The organism is Methylobacterium sp. AC315, assembly GCF_979253755.1.
This window is the reverse complement of sequence record NZ_CEEDEA010000026.1, coordinates 21825-38976: the sequence shown is the minus strand read 5'-3', so window position 1 is coordinate 38976 and position 17152 is coordinate 21825. Positions and strand designations below refer to the sequence as shown.

Genomic DNA, 17152 nt, shown 5'->3' with positions numbered 1-17152 from the left:
GACGGGGTGGTTTGGACTGCGGAATGACGACAGCTGGGCTTATCCGAGCGATCCATATCGCTGCCATCGCCACTTCGCTGGCCTTCGGGTTGGAGGGAACCCCCGTAATGGCGGGTTCGTCTGCCGAACCCGGACAGACCGTGGGGCAAGCCCCCGGCGCGCCGTTGCCCATCGGCCTCTACTTCATCGACACATCGAGTTTCGGCTCTCGCGATATCACCCCACGTGGCACAGACTCGAACGTCAACCTGCCGTCTTTCATCTGGGCTACACCTGCCGAGGTGGTCGGCGGCCGGCTGCAGTTTGTCGTGTTGCAGCCGATCACGGCTTCGAGCACGCGTGGCGCCACGTACCAGAGTGGGTTCGGCCAAACGCTGCTCGCTGCACAGGTAGCCTGGAAACTCGGCAACAACCTCAACTTCAGCTACCTGCTCGGCGCGTACCTACCGAGTGACACTAAGATCGTCATTCAAAATCCAGTTCTGCATCAGCGCTTTGCCATCACCTACAATGGCGATGGCTGGAACCTGACAAGCAATTTCCTGTACGGCACCTTTTTCGACACCAGATCGGCCGGTGGTACTTATTATCCCGATTTTCTCAATCTCGATCTCACGGCCACCAAGCATTTTGGTAAATGGGAATTCGGGCCGGTAGCCTTCGGATCGACCGATCTACCGACTAACAATCCGTCCTACGCCCGGCAGGGCCAGTTCGCGGTTGGTGGCCTCGTGGGATACAACTTCGGTCCCGTCAATCTACAGGCTTATGTTACGCGGGACGTCGTTCAACGTAACTATGCGGGACTTGAGACGCGCGGCTGGTTGCGTGCCACGGTGCCGATCTACCAGGACAAAGGTGAGACACCCGAGCCGAGCCCCGTCATACGCAAATTCTGAAACTGTCTCTAAAAGCAGACGTTCTCAAGACCGACACAGTTTGGAAAGCGACGCTAGCGGATTACATCGCCTCGATAACGGCCACCTAAAATTCGGTGTTCTGGCAATCTATCGAAAATCGGCGCACAAGACGATATCGCTGACCTCGATCCTGGCTGTCAGTGCCTGAGAGTAGCGAGTGCTCCCGCCCTACTTCACGCGGAGCACCTGCATGTCACGCTACTACTTCGATATCCACGACGGCACATCGCAATTTGACGATGAGGGCACCGAATGCGCCACCCTTGAAGAGGTACGCGCGCAGGCTCTAAAGGTTCTTCCTGATATGGCGCGCGATCAGACAGCCGAAGGCAACGAGCGGCTCATCTACACGGTGCTGGCAACCGATGAGGATCACCGCCCCGTCTACTCAGCTACGCTGTCGCTTGTAGGGCTGTGGCTAATCCGCTGACGGCTGCCCATCGTGGCTAGCGCATCCCTGCACGCGGACCGGCGCGTGATCTGGTCTCTATCGTATAAGTTTGCGTACGGAGGAGGCCGCGAACGGTTTGCTGAGGAAGGATACCCCCGCGGGCATCGCGTCCGGCTCTGGCTGCGGCCACGCCGAGCAGATCACGATGCGAGTGTCAGGCCAGCGCTGCGCTACTTCACGGGCCAGTGCCAACCCATCGCGTTCGCCCGGCATGCGCACGTCCGTGAACAGAAGGTCCACGCCGCCGAGCCGCTCCAGGTGCTCCATCGCCTCGGCCGCGTTGCGCGCCTCATGAACCTCAAACCCCTCGTCAGCGAGGGTACTGACGGTTTCCATCCGTAGCAGGGGTTCATCCTCGGCGACGACAGTCAGCGCACGATGATGCGATGTGAACTCATTCATGCACCGAAACAGGCACCGGCCTTCAGGGTTCCAGGTCGCGATTAGACGACGGGCTGGAACCCTGCGAGCGGTGCGATCAACTCGCAGACGACGCCATCGGCCGGGTAGCTCAGCCGGACTGTGCCGCCGACATCACCAGCCAAACCGCGCTCAATCAAGCGGGAGCCGAACCCCTTGCGGCTGGGCACCGCCACGGGGGGCCCACCGCTCTCTCGCCACGTTAGCCGAACGGTCTGGACATCAGCGATGTCCTCCACCACCCAGGTGACATGCACCATGCCGTCCGGCGTGCTCAGCGCGCCATACTTGGCCGCGTTCGTCGCCAATTCGTGCATCATCAGCGACAACGACAGCGCCCCCTTTTCATGGATGCGCAAGGGCGGTCCGTCTAAGCGGAACCTCCCCTTCTGCTCATCATCATGCAGCTGCAGCGCCCCTGCTACGATCGCGCTGATCTCGGCGCTCTCCCCCTGACCAACAAGCAGGATGTCGTGCGCCTTGCTCAGGGCGATCAGGCGCGCCGCCACCGTCTCCTTGGCGGTGTCCACGTCGGTGGCGTTGCGCAGGGTCTGGGTAACAATCGCCTGGACCATCGCCAGGGTATTCTTCAGCCGGTGCGACAGCTCGCGGTTGATCAGCTCCTGCTGCTCTTCCGCGTGTATCCGAGCCACGGCTGCCTCGACGCGGTCGGCGGCCGTGCGTAGGAACGCGACCTCCTCCGGCTGCCACATGCGCACATGACGATCGTGCACGAAGAACAGCGCCGTCGTGCGTCCACGCTCGCGCACGGGCATATTGATCAGGGCGCGGATATCCAATGCCGAGAGTGGGCGCCCGTCGGTTGCGGTGCGAGGATCAGTCCGGACGTCGCCGATCACCACCGGGTGACCCTCCAGCAAGCCCTCACGCAAGTTGCCGTAGTCGGTGAAGCGGTGAGGGCCTGCGATGCTGACTTGGCCCTCGGCGGTCCAATCCTGCTCCAGCGTCACGATCTCGCCGGAGTGATCAAGCCGACCGAACCCAGCTCGGCTCACCCCTAGGGTCTCGCCGACGATCTCGGCGGCAGCCATTGTCATCTCTTGGATGTTGGTGCCGTCGCGCAGGCGATCGCCCAGCGTAACCAACGCGGCTTGGCGTAGACCCTCGAGCTTGCGCGCGGTGATGTCGATCGACACCCCGGGGTAGCGCTGGGGTCGGCCGGCGGCATCGTGGTAGCAGCGTCCACGGGCATAGACCCAACGCACGCTGCCATTGGCCTGGAGCAGGCGATACTCCTCAGCGAATTCCCCACCAGTGGCGAGGGCGTGCTCGATCCTGGCGCTGACCCACTCCCGGTCCTGCGGGTGGATGCCGTCGATGTAGCGCGCGATCGAGGTGCCGACGGCAGCTTCCGCCGGATCGACGGAGTACAACTCGGCGAACCGGGCGTTGGCCACGATGCGGTCATTCTGGATGTCCCAGTCCCACCAGCCCACGGCGCCTGCAGCCTCGAACGCGAGGTTCAGGCGCTCCTGGCTGATGCGTAAGGCTTCCCGGTCTGCCCGCTGCTCGGTGATATCGCGGGCAACACCGGCAAAGCGTACCGGGCGCCCGGCCTGGTCATGCTCGATTTCACCCTTGCGCGCGATCCAGCGGACCTCGCCCGTATCCGGCCGAACGATGCGGTACTCGACATCGCGAGGAGCTTCGCCGCTGCGCCGCGAGCCGGCGGTAGAGATTAGGTGCCGATCCTCCGGAATGACCAGCTGCTCGAAGGCGGTGGACGGGTAGGCGTCGGCCTCCGGAAGCCCGTACAAGCGGCAGAACTCCGGGCTGGGCCGCAAGATGCCGTCGGCGATACCGATGGAGAATACGCCGACACCTCCGGCCCTCTGAGCCTGCTGCAAGCGTAGCGCCGCTTCTCGTAGGGCTTCGCCACTCCTGCGCTGCTCGGTGCGGTCGCGCAGGATCTTCACGAACCCGATGGCCCCACCGTCCTCGTCGCGCAGCGCCATCATCTCGCCCGAGGCCCAGAATTGGCTGCCGTCCTTGCGCAGGTGCCAGCGCTCGTCGATGCCGCGGTCCTCGGTCAGCGCACTGTGCATCTCCTGCTCAGGGATGCCGGCAGCGCGATCCTCGGGCGTGAAGAATACATCGGCCGGCTTCCCGCGCACCTCCTCAGGGATCCAGCCAAGGATACGCGTGGCGCCCACGTTCCAGTTTGTGACCATGCCGTCGAGATCCATTACGACGATGGCGTAGTCGGTGGCGCTCTCGAAGATCGCCCGATACTGGCTCTCGCTCGCCTGGACGGCGCGCTGCGCGGCGGCTTCGCGGACCTCGATCAAGCCGGCCGAGGCGGCGCCTGCAAACAGTCGGGTAGCCTGCAGGTGCCGCTCCGTGAAGGCCTCGGGTCGGCTCGACTGCAGCTTCAGAACGCCGATGCTGCGGCGGCCGCGGAGCACAGGTACGACCACGCAGGAGCGCAGCTTCATCCGCTCGGCGCGAAGCTGGTTGACGCGCAAATCGACCTGCACGTCAGGCACTAGCAGCGGCTTGCCGGATCGGAAGCAGGCACCCGATAGGCTACCCTCCAGCGGCACGCGTTTGGACTGGAAGGCGGCGAGGGTGCCGGCGACGGCCCGGTATTCCAACTCGTTGCCGACGGCCAGCTCGATGGCCCCGCCGTCAGCCTCAGGCATCGCCTCCATGGCCCCGGCAACGAGGATCTTCAGGATGGCACCGAGGTCACCGCCGGTCTCTGAGATCGCGGTTTGGGTTCGATAAAGCGTGTCGCGGGTGCGCTGAACCGCAGCTTGCTCCGCCAACAGCACGTCGCGTCCAGCAACGGCTCGGTTGAGTTCGAGCTGGCTCATCACCTGTCGGGCGAGCGCCTTCAGGCTTCTGGCTTGAACCTCGGCCAGACCGCCAAGACGCGGCTCGTTGTCGATGACGCACAGGCTGCCGATGACCTGTCCCTCGGAGGTGCGAAGGGGCGCGCCGGCATAGAACCGGATGTACGGTTCCCCGGTGACGAGTGGATTTGCCTTTGTGCGCGGGTCTGCTGTGAGGTCAGGAATGACCAGCACGTCCGGCTCGGTCAGGACAAGGGCACAGACTGAGGAATTCAGGTCCGTCTCGCATGAGGCGAACCCGACCCGAGCCTTGAACCACTGCCGGTCCGCCGCCACTAGGCTGACCAGTGCTATAGGGGTCTGGCACAGCTGTGTCGCCAATTGCACGATGTCGTCGAAGCCCGCCTCCGGTGGCGTATCGAGAATATCGTAGCTCTTCAGGGCTGCGAGCCGACGCTCATCAGCCACCGCGCCTGGAATGGGCGTCTGATCCAGCGTCACAGCTTGCGGGTCTTTGCAGTACGAACCGGCTTCACAAGTGCGGCGAGGACGGGCGGACGTAGGGTTTCAGGATGGCCTGCGTCGAGGGCGACGATCTCGCCCGCGCGCCCGTACACAGCGCCCAGGACATCCTGAAAGTGCCGACGCACGTTGGCGTGGCACTCGCAGGCTGCCTGCTCGATCCCAGGGCGATTGACGAGCTTGAGCCTACCGCGGCTGATCCGGATCAGCCCACTGCGCTGCATCTCACCCAGCACCTTGGTTAGGTAGGCGCGACGCACGCCCATCATCTCTGCGAGCATCTCGTGGGTGACCGGCAGCTCGTCGGTTCCGAGCCGATCCTGCATCGTCAGTAGCCAGCGTAGGCAGCGCTGCTCGATTGGGTGGACGGCATTGCAAGCCACTGACTGCAGTAGCTGCGCAACCAGACAATCGGCGTAGCGCACGAACAGGTCACGGATAGCGGGAGAGGCCTGCTTGGCCTCGTTCAAGCGCTCCGCCTCGATGCGCACAGCTGGGCCGCCGACCTGAACCACCGCTTGGCTGAAGGCTGGCAGGTAGCCGTGGCTGACGACACCGCCGAGCGCACCCTCATGCCCGACTGTAGCGGTCTCGACGGATTTACCGTCACGGAGCGGGAGGACGAAGGTGATGATCGTCCGGCTCAGGGGAAACGTGACGTGCGAGACCTCATCACCGACGCGGAACACGACGTCGCCGCGCTGGAACTCAGCTGGGTGCAGATACGGTGCAACACGCGTGCGGTCTGCCTCACTCAGCGCCTGCAGCAGCAGATTGCTCTCGAACGGAACCTGCGCGGCCAGCGCAGGGGCTGGCAACGACATCGCGACCTCCCGACCGTCGCTGCGTAGCGTGGGAGCAAGTGCGTGTCTGTCCATTGGAGGACATAACGCATAATTTTGGTCCGTGCTTCAACGAGTTGGCGGCTAGGTTCGCGGTATCTTCCATCCACCGCGTTCTTAGCTCAGAGAGGGTTTGGCCCAGGCCCGGTGGCATGACTGATTTCTGGCGAACGGCTGAGGCGGCCGTAGCCGCCTGCGGCCCGTAGAGTTCCCTTATGAGAATTGCCCGGCGAAACAGCCGTCGCGCTGAATGTCCGCTATTGGTGAGCGGCCGAGGCTCCTTGAATGACCGGGATGGGCGCAAAGCCGAAAGGCCGGTTTTGCGCAGACTGGCGTTCCACCGTGGCGTAGTCTGGCCGAAAGCCGCCTGTCCGCTTCCGGCTTTAGAATTGGAAAAGCGGACCTTCATTGTGGTTCGGGCAATCTTCGAGAATACCTTCGTACCGACAACGAGCCTCCAGCACTTTGAAGTGCGCTTTCAAAGGCGGAACCTAGTGAAATTAACCCCGCTTTGAATATACAGCTGGGCATCTTGAACATGCGAGTTCACGATCGATCGCCGTATGCAGCAGTGGGAGTACGTGATAGCTGGGAGGAGAAGGTCATCGTCGCGATGGCACCGACTTGGCGCCGTCTCCGTCAGCGGTCTGCGTCAGCGGTCTGCGTCAGCAGGTATGCAATCACATCTGCCCGATCGAGGGGGTCGGTAAGTCCGCTGAAACTCATGCTTGTGCCCGGCGCAAGCTTCGCAGGGGGGGCGAGCCAGACGTCCAACCGCTCAGGCGTCCAGACGTCGCCCAATGACCGGAGCGCCCATGTATAGCCGAAGCGCTTGCTGTTGCTGGCGATGGGTTTGCCAACCACGTCGTAGAGGCCGGGACCATCCCGGTCTCCGGCTCCCATCCTAACCGTGTGACAGGCCGCGCACTGGCCGAACAAGCGGCCGCCCCGCCTCGCGTCAGCCACCCGCATGATGTCGCCGAAGCCGGGGGTGTCACCCAGGGAACGACGACGCTCTTGACCGTCGTCCGAGCACGCTGTGACAGGGAATGCGAGCGTTGCTAGCGAGAAGCGCAATGCAAGACGGAGAGTGCCATTCACCTGTTCGACCATGAGCATTTACGCCACAGCATTAGTGGCAGCCGTTCTTGGGCGCCCAGTGTTGTGGTGGTGCCCCGGCGCGAGGTTCAAGATCCGGGACAGACGCCCGCGCACCCTATAATTACCAAACACACGGGTGACGGCCGGCGCGCGTGTCGAGCCGCTCAGATGTAGGTCGAGGCAAGTGCCGGCGAGCCTTCCAAGGCGTGGGCGAGCATTTCCAGTCCCTGCGTGATCTGCTGGCGGGTCGAGGGGCCGCCGAGGCAGAGGCGTACCGCCTCGGGCGGCGTTCCGGCGACGCAGAACGGGTCGCTGGCGACCACGCCGAGCCCGGCGGAACGTCCTTGGCTGGCAAAGGCCGAGCGGGTCCATCCCTCCGGCAGGGTGATCCAGATATGGAAGCCGTGCGGATCGGCGGTGTAGGTCCCGGCGGGAAGCAGCGAGGTCGCGATCCGCTGGCGCGCGGCGGATTCCTCGCGCACGAACTGAACGACGGCATCCGCCGTGCCGTCCATGATCCAGCGTGTCGCAAGCGAGGTCGAGATCGGCGAGGCCATCACTGTCGCGGCCCTGAGGGCTCCGGCGAGCGGAAGGGCGGACCGGGCGCTCGGGGCGACTAGGAAGGCGAGGCGCAGGCCGGCACCGAGGCACTTGGCGAGGCCGGCCACGTAGTAGGTGATTTCGGGGGCGAGGTCCGCGAAGCTCGGGGGCGGCGCCGGGCAGATGCGTGCGTAGGCGTCATCCTCGATGATGGTGACGGCATACCGGCGTGCGACCGCAATGATGGCCTCGCGCCGCGTCCGGGACAGGGTCGCGGTGGTCGGGTTCTGCAGAAGCGGGTTCAGATAAATCGCCTTCGGCGCGACCTTGGTACAGACGGCCGCGAACCCGTCGGGGTCGACGCCGTGCCGGTCCATAGGCAGGTCGACGAGGCGCAACCCCAGATGCGCCGCCAGCGACCGAATGCCCGGATAGGTGATCCGCTCGGCGCAGATCGTGTCCCTCGGTCGGGCGATCTGGCCCAACACGCTGAATAGGGCGCTATGGGCGCCCGGGCAGATGAGCAAGCGCTCCCGCGGGGTGTCGATGCCCCGACCTTTCAGCCAGCGCAGAGCCGCTTCCTTGTCCTCGTCCGTCCCGCCAAATCCCTGGTAGCGCAGCAGGTTAGAGAGGTCGCCGGACAACTCGGAGAACGACGCCTGCATCCGCGCCTGCAACGCCGGCGCGTCGGGTTCGGGAGGCAGGTTCATCGTGAAGTCGACCGGCCCGACCCGCGAGCCGTGCTTCGAAGAGAGCGACCGGCCTTGGCGAACGGGATCGATCACGAAGGTGCCTTGTCCGACGCGTCCTTCGATCAAGCCGCGTTTGTGAGCCTCGACATAGCCGCGCGAGACGGTCGTGAAGTTGAGATCGAGGGCCTCGGCGAGGGCGCGCTGGGTTGGCAGCCGCGCGCCTGCCGCCAGGCGTCCGGTTCGGATGTCGTCCGCCAATGCCTCGGCGATGGCGAGGTAGTGGGGCTTCCCCCAGCGCTTAAGGTCAGGCGTCCACCCCCCGCCCACGACATCCGAGGGCGCTGGTCGCCCGTCTCGCGTTGCTGAGGTCATCCGTTCTCCAAGCACACCATCAAGATGCGATCAATATTAGATTGTATGGGTAGCAAGCTCCATACCGTATCGAAACGTCTGACAGCTCCATTCTCCAATACATACAATACCATCAATCCGTGCGGGCAAACTGGACATACCGTGATGCTCAGTTAGGCACCTGCTCAACCCGTCACCAGGTCCATAAGAAGCATTCAGTCGAGACCGAGAGGGTCAATTGCATGCATAATTGATCGCATTCAACTTGCGCCCATTGATCGCTTTGTTGATCGGCCTTCATTGGCACGTCGCTTGCCACGGGGGGATGTGACCACCCGAGGCTTCGGCCAACGCGGTCCAACCCATCACGGAGTGAGATCCATGCCCGCAGTGAATCGCGAACCCCACAAGAAAGGCGACTACCTGGTCGATTACGAGGAGAAGGTTTTCGAGGACGTGAAGGCCGAGCCGGGCCAGAAGGCGTTGGTCACCTTCCATACCGTCGCCTTCGAAGGCTCCATCGGCCTCGTGAACCTGCTCCAGGCCACTCGCTTGCAGCGCAAGGGCTTCGAGACTTCGATCCTGCTCTACGGTCCCGGTATCACCCTCGGGGTGCAGCGTGGCTTCCCGCGGCTCGGCGACGAGGCCTTTCCGGGCCACCTCAATTTCAACAACCAGCTTGAGAAGTTCATGGCCGAGGGCGGCAAGGTCTACGCCTGCCGGTTCTCGACCCAGGCCCTCTACGGCCACGGCGAGGCCGCCTTCATCGAGGGCATCCGCATGATCAACCCCCTCGACGTCCTCGACTGCATGCTCCTGCACAAGCGCGACAACGCGGTGATCATCGACACCTGGACCGTCTGAACGGGCCCTTGGCCCATCGACCGGGATGTCGCATCCGGCGGCCGCGCGCGACGTGGCCGCCGTCACCGCCGGAGGATCATCCATGTCAGAGAACCGGATCGTGCGGGCCGCCGCCGTCCAGATCGCGCCCGATCTCGACCGGCCGGAGGGCACCCTCGAACGGGTGCTCAACGCCATCGACGAGGCCGCCGCCAAGGGCGCGCGCTTCATGGTCTTTCCCGAGACCTTCGTGCCCTACTACCCGTATTTCTCCTTCGTGCTGCCGCCGGCCCTGCAGGGCGCGGAGCACCTGCGCCTCTACGAGCACGCCGTGGCGATTCCGGGTCCCGTCACCCAGGCCGTTTCGGCTGCCGCGCGCCGGCACGGCGTCGTCATCGTGCTCGGCGTCAACGAGCGCGACCACGGTTCGCTCTACAACGCCCAGCTGATCTTCGACGCCGACGGCACCCTCAAGCTCAAGCGCCGCAAGATCACCCCGACCTATCACGAGCGCATGATCTGGGGTCAGGGCGACGGCGCCGGCCTCACCGTAGTCGACACGGCGGTCGGCCGCGTCGGGGCGCTCGCCTGCTGGGAGCACTACAATCCGCTCGCCCGCTACGCCTTGATGGCGCGCCACGAGGAGATCCACGCGGCCCAGTTCCCAGGCTCGCTGGTCGGCCAGATCTTTGCCGACCAGATGGAGGTGACGATCCGCCACCACGCCCTGGAGGCAGCCTGCTTCGTCGTCAACGCCACCGGGTGGCTCACCGACGAACAGGTGGTGCAGGTCTGCCCGGACGAGCGCCTGCGCGGGGCCTGCCGCGGCGGCAACTGCACCGCCATCGTCTCACCCGAGGGCAAGCACCTCGTCGATCCGCTCGGCCCCGGCGAAGGCATTCTCGTCGCCGACATGGACCTGGCGCTGGTGACCAAGCGCAAGCGGATGATGGACTCGGTCGGCCACTACGCCCGGCCCGAACTCCTCAGCCTGCTCCACGACGACCGCCCGGCCTCGTTCGTGCACCAGCCGATCCGTTCGCAACATCAATCCCGGAGCCTCGACCATGAGCAGTTCCCCGCTTCCGACGAGCTTACCCACGCTTCCGCCGGTCATGGCGGGCCTGGTCGGGATGCCGACGGAACGCCTGATCAACGCGTTGCAATCCTACGGCGTTAGGCTCGCCGACAGCCGCGCCGGGGCCCCGAGCCGGCGCGGCGGCGCTGGTCCCTCCGACCACAAGGCGATGACCATCGCCGGCCGCACCGTGATGGTGCCGGTCCACACCGAGACCGCGTTCGACTCGCCCTTCCTAGTGCGCCGCCCGGACCTCGACGGGGTCTCAGTGATAGAGCACGATGGCGCGGTGATCGGCCGGGTGACATTCCCGGGCAAGCCGCGCTTCTACGCTCTCTCAACCTTCGACGGGGTACCGTACTCCCAGATCGCCGTGCTGCACGGGCGCGACGTGCTCGCCACGACCGTGCTCCAGACCTGCATCCGCTACGCAAGCCGCACGAAGACCTGCCAGTTCTGCTCCATCGGCCAGTCCCTCGCGGCGGGTCGCACCGTTGCGCGCAAGACGCCGGAGCAACTCGCCGAGGTCGCCCGCGCCGCTGTGATACTCGACGGTGTCAAGCACATGGTCATGACGACCGGCACGCCGAACGCGACCGACCGGGGCGCCGCCGTGCTCTGCGAGAGCGCCTTCGCGGTCAAGACCGCGGTCGACCTGCCGATCCAGGCGCAATGCGAGCCGCCGGACGACGATCGCTGGTTCGAGCGGATGAAGGCGTCGGGCATCGATGCGCTGGGCATGCACCTGGAGGCCGTCACGCCCGAGGTGCGGGACAGGATCATGCCCGGCAAGGCGAGCGTGCCGCTTGAGCGGTACTACGCGGCCTTCGAGGCCGCCGTTCCTGTCTTCGGGCGGGGGCAAATCTCGACCTACATCCTGGCAGGGCTGGGCGACAGCCCGGAGGCAATCCTGGAGATGGCCGAGCGCCTGATCGGGATGGGCGTCTATCCGTTCGTGGTGCCGTTCGTGCCGATTTCCGGCACGCCATTGGAGAGCCACCCCGCGCCGTCACCCGACTTCATGCACGGCATCCTCAAACCCCTCGCGGACATGCTGGTCGGCGCGGATCTTCGCTCGACCGACATCAAGGCCGGCTGCGGACGGTGTGGCGCCTGCTCAGCGCTCTCCACCTACGAGCGCGCGGGGGCGGCCTGATGTTCGACCCCGTACCGCCGTACCGGCCAAGCCACTTCCGCGTGAAGTTTGCGGTCACGCTTTGGGAGCGGCGTGCCTGCTCAGTCCTGCGGCGCCAAATCTTCTGCACGGAGCAAGGCATCTTCGCGGACGACGACCGCGACGCCATCGACGCGCATGCCATCCCGATCTGCGCCTTCTCGACGCTCGGCGGCGACGCAGATGCCGTCGTCGGCACGGTACGCATCCACGAGGTATTGGAACGGCCTGGCGAGTGGTGGGGCTCACGCCTCGCCGTTGCCAAGAGCTTCCGTGGCATGGCCGCGCTCGGGGCCGGGCTCATCCAGGTCGCGGTCTCATCAGCCCATGCGCGGGGCTGTACCCGGTTCCTGGCCCATGTGCAGGATCGGAATGTCCCGTTGTTCCAGGCCCTGCACTGGACGAGCCTCGACGCCGTGGACCTGCACGGGCGACCGCATCACCTGATGCAAGCGGACCTAGCGGCCTACCCGCCAATGCACGACCCTGAGCACGGGCTCGTCACGTTCCGCAAGGCCGCGTGATGGCGGCGGGCTTCGACATCCAGGCCCTGGCTAACGAGATCCGTGACGCGCGCGGGGTCGCTCACAAGCGCGACATCGATGCCGTAGTCGAGCGGCTTGGACTGAACAGCCGGCACGCCGCGGTGCCGATCGGTGACGATTGTGCCGCCATACCGGATGGTGACAGCCACCTACTGTTCGCCATCGAGGGCTTCCTCGACAGCTTCGTTTCGGCCGATCCGTACTTCGCCGGCTATTGCGGCATCATGGTCAACCTCAGCGACATCGCCGCGATGGGCGGGCGCCCGCTCGCCGTGGTCGACGCACTGTGGAGCCGAGATGCCGCGGCGGCAGACCCAATCCTGGCTGGCCTCTCCGACGCGGCGACACTCTACGGCGTCCCGATCGTCGGCGGTCACACCAATACCCGAGCCCAGGCGGGCAATCTCGCGGTCGCCGTGCTCGGCCGAGCTGGCCCGCGCCTGCTCACGAGTTTCGACGCGGCGCCCGGCGATGATCTTGTGGCGGCGATCGACCTGCGCGGACGCTTCCGCGACCCATACCCGTACTGGGACGCCTCGACCGGCAGTGCCGGCGAACGTCTGCGAAGTGATCTCGCCCTACTGCCGGCACTGGCCGAGGACGGTCTATGCAGGGCGGCCAAGGACATCAGCATGGCGGGTGTCGTCGGTACCGCCTTGATGTTGCTGGAATGCTCGAACGTCGGCGGGGTCATCGATCTCGACGCGATTCCGCGGCCAGCCGATGTGCCGCTTACCCGCTGGCTCACCGCCTTCCCGAGCTTCGGCTACCTTCTGAGCGTGCACCCTGACTGCACGCCCGACGTCTGCGCGCGGTTTGCCGAACGGGACATCGCGGTCGCCACGGTCGGTAAGCTCGATGCCAGCCGGATTGCACGGGTGCGTGAGGCCTCCGGGGGAGAAGCCGCGGTCTGGGACTTTACGGTCAGTCCGCTGATCGGCTGTGGCCAGGACGGGATGGGTGCCGTCCGATGACCGCTCTGCGTGTCGCCATCCTGACCCATTCCACCAACCCACGGGGCGGGGTCGCGCATTGCCTCGCCCTGGCCGAGGCCCTGTGCGTGCTCGGGCATGAGGCGGTGGTCCACGCGCCCGATCCGTCCGGACGCGGTTTCTTTCGCGCCGCCGCCTGCCCGACGGTATCGGTGGCCGCAAAGCCGGTCGCCGGCACGACGGTCGACCTCGTGCGGGCCCGCATCGACGATTACCTGCGCCACTTCGCGTCCCCCGCCGCCTGTGACTTCGACGTCTTTCACGCCCATTGCGGCATTGGCGGCAATGCGCTCGCGACACTGAAGCACCGCCGCCTGATCCCGGGTTTCGTGCGCACGGTCCACCACGTCGACAGCTTCTCCGACCCGGTGCTCGCGGATTGGCAGGATCGCTCGATCCAGGAGGCCAAACACCTGCTCTGTGTCAGCCGCACTTGGGCCGACCGGATCGAGGAAGATCTCGGTACGGAGATCGGCGTCGTCGGGAACGGCGTGGACCTGTCGATCTACCAAGCGGCGCCGACCGAAGCCGACGCGATCGTGAGGGAGCGCTGGGGCATCGGTGTCGGACCGGTCGTCCTGAGCGTCGGCGGATTCGAGGAACGTAAGAACACGGCCGGTATCATCGAGGCTTTCGCGCTGCTGCGTGGACGCCATCCGCAGGCGCAGCTCGTGATCGTAGGCGGCGCATCGCTCCTCGACCACGCCTCCTACGGCGCCCGCTGCCGCGCCGCGCTGAGCGCACACGGGCTTGTGGTCGGGCGCGGTGAGGCGGTGATCGAGACCGGGCCAGTTTCGCAGGAGGAAATGCCAGCCTTCTATAGGCGAGCGGACGTTCTCGCCTTTCCATCCTGGAAGGAAGGCTTCGGGCTTTGCGTGCTGGAGGCGATGGCCTGCGGCACCCCCGTGATCGTTTCTCGCCTGCCGCCATTCACCGAGTACCTCGGGAGCGACGACGCCCTCTTCGTCGATCCTGGCGATCCCCGGAACATCGCAGACGCCATGACGGCCGCCCTGGCACCGATGACGCGCGCCGGCCTGCGCGCTGCCGGATCAATCCGGGCCGCCGCTCACTCCTGGCGCGCCTGCGCCGAGCGCCACCTCGATACCTACGCGGCCTGCGCCCGCGTCGAACGGGAGCCAATCTATGCCTGAGATGCACTTCCACATCCGCTGGCCCGATGGCCGGCGCGAGGCCTGCTACTCGCCCTCCCTCGTCGTGAAGGATTTTCTCACGCCGGGCGAAAGCTACGCCGTCGATGACTTCGTCGCGAAAGCCCGTACCGCGCTCAACATCGCGAGCGAGCGGGTGCGTGAGAAATACGGCTTCGCGTGCTCCTCCGCCATGGACCAGCTAGCGCGCATTGAGGCCGCCGCGAAGCGGCAGCCTGCCGACGGCAAAATCATCGTCGAAGCCTTCGAACCTTGAGCCGACGCCCGCTAACGGACACTCACGGAGCCAGAGCCATGACCTCTACCCCCCGTCACGTCCCCGTCGCCATTGTCGGCGGTGGGCAGGCCGGTCTCTCGGTCAGCTATCACCTGAAGCAGCGTGGGATCGACCATCTCGTCTTCGAGAAAGCATCAGCGGTGCACACATGGTCGAACCAGCGCTGGGACACGTTCTGCCTGGTCACGCCGAACTGGCAGTGCGACTTGCCCGGCCATCCCTACGATGGTCCGGACCCGGACGGGTTCATGAAAAAGGACGAGATCGTCGCCTACCTCAACGCCTTCGTGGCTAAGTTGAACCCACCGATCCACGAGGGCGTCGCGGTCACGCGCGTGGAGCGGCGCGAGGACGGTATCTTCTCGGTTCAGACCTCCGAGGGAGACTACACCGCCGACGAGGTCGTGGTCGCTTCGGGCGGCTACCACACCCCGATCATCCCGCGCTTGGCCGAGAGATTGCCGGGCTCTATCACGCAGATCCACTCGAACCAGTACCGCAACCCAGGACAGCTGCCCGACGGCGAAGTTCTGGTCGTCGGCTCGGGCCAGTCCGGCGCCCAGATCGCAGAGGACCTCCATTTGGCTGGGCGCAAGGTGCACTTGGCGGTCGGCGACGCGCCTCGCTGCGCCCGGTTCTACCGCGGCCGCGACGTCGTCACGTGGCTCGCCGACATGGGCTACTACGAGATGACCGTCGACAATCATCCTCTGCGCGACGGCGTCCGCGACAACACCAACCACTACGTCACCGGCCGCGACGGCGGACGCGACATCGACCTGCGCCGCTTCGCCTTGGAAGGCATGAAGCTCTACGGTCTGATGGAGGATTATCAGGACGGGAGCCTGCGTTTCCGCGACGACCTCAGGCGCTCGCTCGATCAGGCCGATCGAACCTACAACGGCATCAACGCGGCCATCGACAAGTACATCGCCGAGAAGGGCATCGAGGCTCCGACGCAAGACCACTACACCCCGGTCTGGGAGCCGGGCGAGCCGGTCCTCAGTCTTGGTCTCGAAGGCTCAGGCATCACAAGCGTCATCTGGTGCATCGGCTTCACGCCGGACTTCCGGTGGCTCGATGCCTCCGTGTTCAACGGTGCGGGCAGCCCCAAACACAAGCGGGGCGTCACGAACGAGGACGGCATCTACTTCATCGGCCTGCCCTGGCTGAACACTTGGGGCTCCGGCCGTTTTGGAGCGGTCGGCCGCGATGCAGAGTACATCGTGCAAGTGATTCAGAAGCGCCTCGGCGCCGAGCACTTCGCCCTCAAGTTCGCTGTTTGAGCCAACAATCAACACAATCTGCCCGAGATCATAAGCAGCATCTTCAGCTCTGTCGCCAAAGATGGCACTAATATTCCTGACACTTTGTACGGTCGACCGGGAGTCCATTTTTGGCGGCAAGAGCAAATCAACTCCTCCCATTGGTGCAAGAGAAACTCAGTGAATTTGCACATCAGGGCCGTTGAAGGCGTACCGCCTATCACGAGCGCCGCGCGCCATACCTTGGGAATGCCGCATCTCTGCGCGAATGGCCTATCGGAGAACTGGCTCTGGAAGGAGCTGGGCCATCAACACTGGGTTATGATCGCCGAGGCGTTCGGCAGGGGGGAATCCGGTTTCGGCCCCCCAGGCGAACCGCCTATCTACGCCGCGTTCCGAAACATCTCCTTGCGCGACGGCGACCTCATCTCCGTCGGGGAGAAAGACGCGTTGGACGTGCGCTCGTCAATTACGAACCTTTCAGGGTCGCGGATCGTCAGCCGTCACGTCGCGCGGTGTCGGGATCGGACTATCGCGGACGTGGAGATGACCTCCGTGTTCGTAAGGCGGCGAGCCGAAGGCCAGAACCGCTCGATCACCCGTGTGAGGATTGACGGGCAGAACCGCTTCTCCGCCTTCGACGCCAACCCACCACCAGGGGCGAAGGGCAAAGGAGCTACGCTCCAAAGTGATGATGTTGCCGACGAGGAGCGTGACGTCGGAGTCATGGTCGTGGAACCCTGTCCCCACTTGGACTTCAACGGGGCCGGCCTATTGTATTTCAGCAGCTTCATCGCAGCCGTGGATCGGGCTGAGTGGCGTCTCCTAGGCAAGCGACCAAGCTTCCACGCTACGGTGGAACGACAGGCTGTCTTTCACGCCAACATCGAAGCGGGTGACGACCTCACGGTACGGATCTTAATCAGACAAGAGGGAACGATCCGCCGGCATCGTGCGCTGCTCCACGCGTCGAGCGATGGCAGGCTCCTCGCGGAGGTCGTGACGCACCGCGGCGAATAAGCGGACGGACTCAACACCCACTCCATACATTCGCTTACTGAGCGGCTGCCGTAGGCGGCGTGGCATGTCGCACGTATCCGGCTCGAGCTCTGCAGCCAAACGCTTCCCATGAACGCCGGCTGAGGCGTGAG

At 65.0% G+C, this 17152-nt stretch carries 16 protein-coding genes; 11 read left to right on the top strand and 5 right to left on the bottom strand.

Features of this window, described 5'->3' with window-relative positions:
• Nucleotides 1–23: 23 nt before the first annotated feature.
• Together AC0IY0_RS25490 and AC0IY0_RS25485 are read left to right on the top strand one after the other, a co-directional pair.
• A complete protein-coding gene (locus AC0IY0_RS25490; RefSeq protein WP_471766078.1) occupies nt 24–899 on the top strand; it encodes a transporter in 876 nt (291 codons plus the stop codon).
• Nucleotides 900–1110: 211 nt separating this feature from the next.
• Nucleotides 1111–1350, top strand: a complete 240-nt coding sequence (locus AC0IY0_RS25485; RefSeq protein WP_471766077.1) for a DUF6894 family protein — start codon at nt 1111–1113, stop codon at nt 1348–1350.
• A gap of 57 nt (nt 1351–1407) precedes the next feature.
• Here AC0IY0_RS25485 and AC0IY0_RS25480 read toward each other — a convergent pair whose 3' ends face one another.
• From AC0IY0_RS25480 to AC0IY0_RS25460, 5 genes are all read right to left on the bottom strand, one after another.
• Nucleotides 1408–1773 carry a response regulator gene (locus AC0IY0_RS25480; RefSeq protein ID WP_471766076.1) on the bottom strand — a complete coding sequence of 122 codons (366 nt, stop codon included), beginning with the start codon at nt 1771–1773 and terminating at the stop codon, nt 1408–1410.
• A gap of 41 nt (nt 1774–1814) precedes the next feature.
• Nucleotides 1815–5108, bottom strand: a complete 3294-nt coding sequence (locus AC0IY0_RS25475) for a GAF domain-containing protein (RefSeq protein WP_471766075.1) — start codon at nt 5106–5108, stop codon at nt 1815–1817.
• Nucleotides 5105–5953, bottom strand: coding sequence for a Crp/Fnr family transcriptional regulator (locus AC0IY0_RS25470; protein WP_471766074.1), 849 nt, complete (start codon nt 5951–5953; stop codon nt 5105–5107). The genes AC0IY0_RS25475 and AC0IY0_RS25470 overlap by 4 nt, the downstream gene beginning before the upstream one ends.
• 657 nt (nt 5954–6610) lie before the next feature.
• Entirely contained in the window at nt 6611–6874 is a 264-nt protein-coding gene (locus AC0IY0_RS25465; RefSeq protein ID WP_471766090.1) for a c-type cytochrome, read from the bottom strand.
• Between the two features lie 362 nt (nt 6875–7236).
• A complete protein-coding gene (locus tag AC0IY0_RS25460; RefSeq protein WP_471766073.1) occupies nt 7237–8676 on the bottom strand; it encodes an aminotransferase-like domain-containing protein in 1440 nt (479 codons plus the stop codon).
• A gap of 360 nt (nt 8677–9036) precedes the next feature.
• Between AC0IY0_RS25460 and AC0IY0_RS25455 the strand changes: the two genes are divergently transcribed.
• The 9 genes from AC0IY0_RS25455 to AC0IY0_RS25415 all read left to right on the top strand — a co-directional run bounded on the left by AC0IY0_RS25455 (nt 9037) and on the right by AC0IY0_RS25415 (nt 17021).
• Entirely contained in the window at nt 9037–9519 is a 483-nt protein-coding gene (locus AC0IY0_RS25455; protein ID WP_056382815.1) for an MSMEG_0572/Sll0783 family nitrogen starvation response protein, read from the top strand.
• Between the two features lie 82 nt (nt 9520–9601).
• On the top strand, nt 9602–10678 hold the full coding sequence (locus tag AC0IY0_RS25450; RefSeq protein ID WP_471766072.1) for a Nit6803 family nitrilase: 1077 nt from the start codon (nt 9602–9604) through the stop codon (nt 10676–10678).
• Nucleotides 10632–11732, top strand: coding sequence for an MSMEG_0568 family radical SAM protein (locus tag AC0IY0_RS25445; protein ID WP_471766089.1), 1101 nt, complete (start codon nt 10632–10634; stop codon nt 11730–11732). The genes AC0IY0_RS25450 and AC0IY0_RS25445 overlap by 47 nt, the downstream gene beginning before the upstream one ends.
• The gene (locus AC0IY0_RS25440) at nt 11732–12274 is read left to right on the top strand and encodes an MSMEG_0567/Sll0786 family nitrogen starvation N-acetyltransferase (protein ID WP_471766071.1); all 543 of its coding nucleotides are present in this window, start codon (nt 11732–11734) and stop codon (nt 12272–12274) included. Before AC0IY0_RS25445 ends, AC0IY0_RS25440 begins: the two co-directional genes overlap by 1 nt.
• Complete coding sequence (locus AC0IY0_RS25435; protein ID WP_471766070.1) at nt 12274–13269, top strand: sll0787 family AIR synthase-like protein; 996 nt, start codon at nt 12274–12276, stop codon at nt 13267–13269. Before AC0IY0_RS25440 ends, AC0IY0_RS25435 begins: the two co-directional genes overlap by 1 nt.
• Complete coding sequence (locus AC0IY0_RS25430) at nt 13266–14441, top strand: MSMEG_0565 family glycosyltransferase (RefSeq protein WP_471766068.1); 1176 nt, start codon at nt 13266–13268, stop codon at nt 14439–14441. Before AC0IY0_RS25435 ends, AC0IY0_RS25430 begins: the two co-directional genes overlap by 4 nt.
• Nucleotides 14434–14715, top strand: coding sequence for an MSMEG_0570 family nitrogen starvation response protein (locus AC0IY0_RS25425; protein ID WP_471766066.1), 282 nt, complete (start codon nt 14434–14436; stop codon nt 14713–14715). The genes AC0IY0_RS25430 and AC0IY0_RS25425 overlap by 8 nt, the downstream gene beginning before the upstream one ends.
• 38 nt (nt 14716–14753) lie before the next feature.
• On the top strand, nt 14754–16022 hold the full coding sequence (locus AC0IY0_RS25420; protein WP_471766064.1) for an MSMEG_0569 family flavin-dependent oxidoreductase: 1269 nt from the start codon (nt 14754–14756) through the stop codon (nt 16020–16022).
• A gap of 159 nt (nt 16023–16181) precedes the next feature.
• Nucleotides 16182–17021 carry a Pnap_2097 family protein gene (locus tag AC0IY0_RS25415; RefSeq protein ID WP_471766062.1) on the top strand — a complete coding sequence of 280 codons (840 nt, stop codon included), beginning with the start codon at nt 16182–16184 and terminating at the stop codon, nt 17019–17021.
• The last annotated feature ends 131 nt before the right edge of the window (nt 17022–17152 follow it).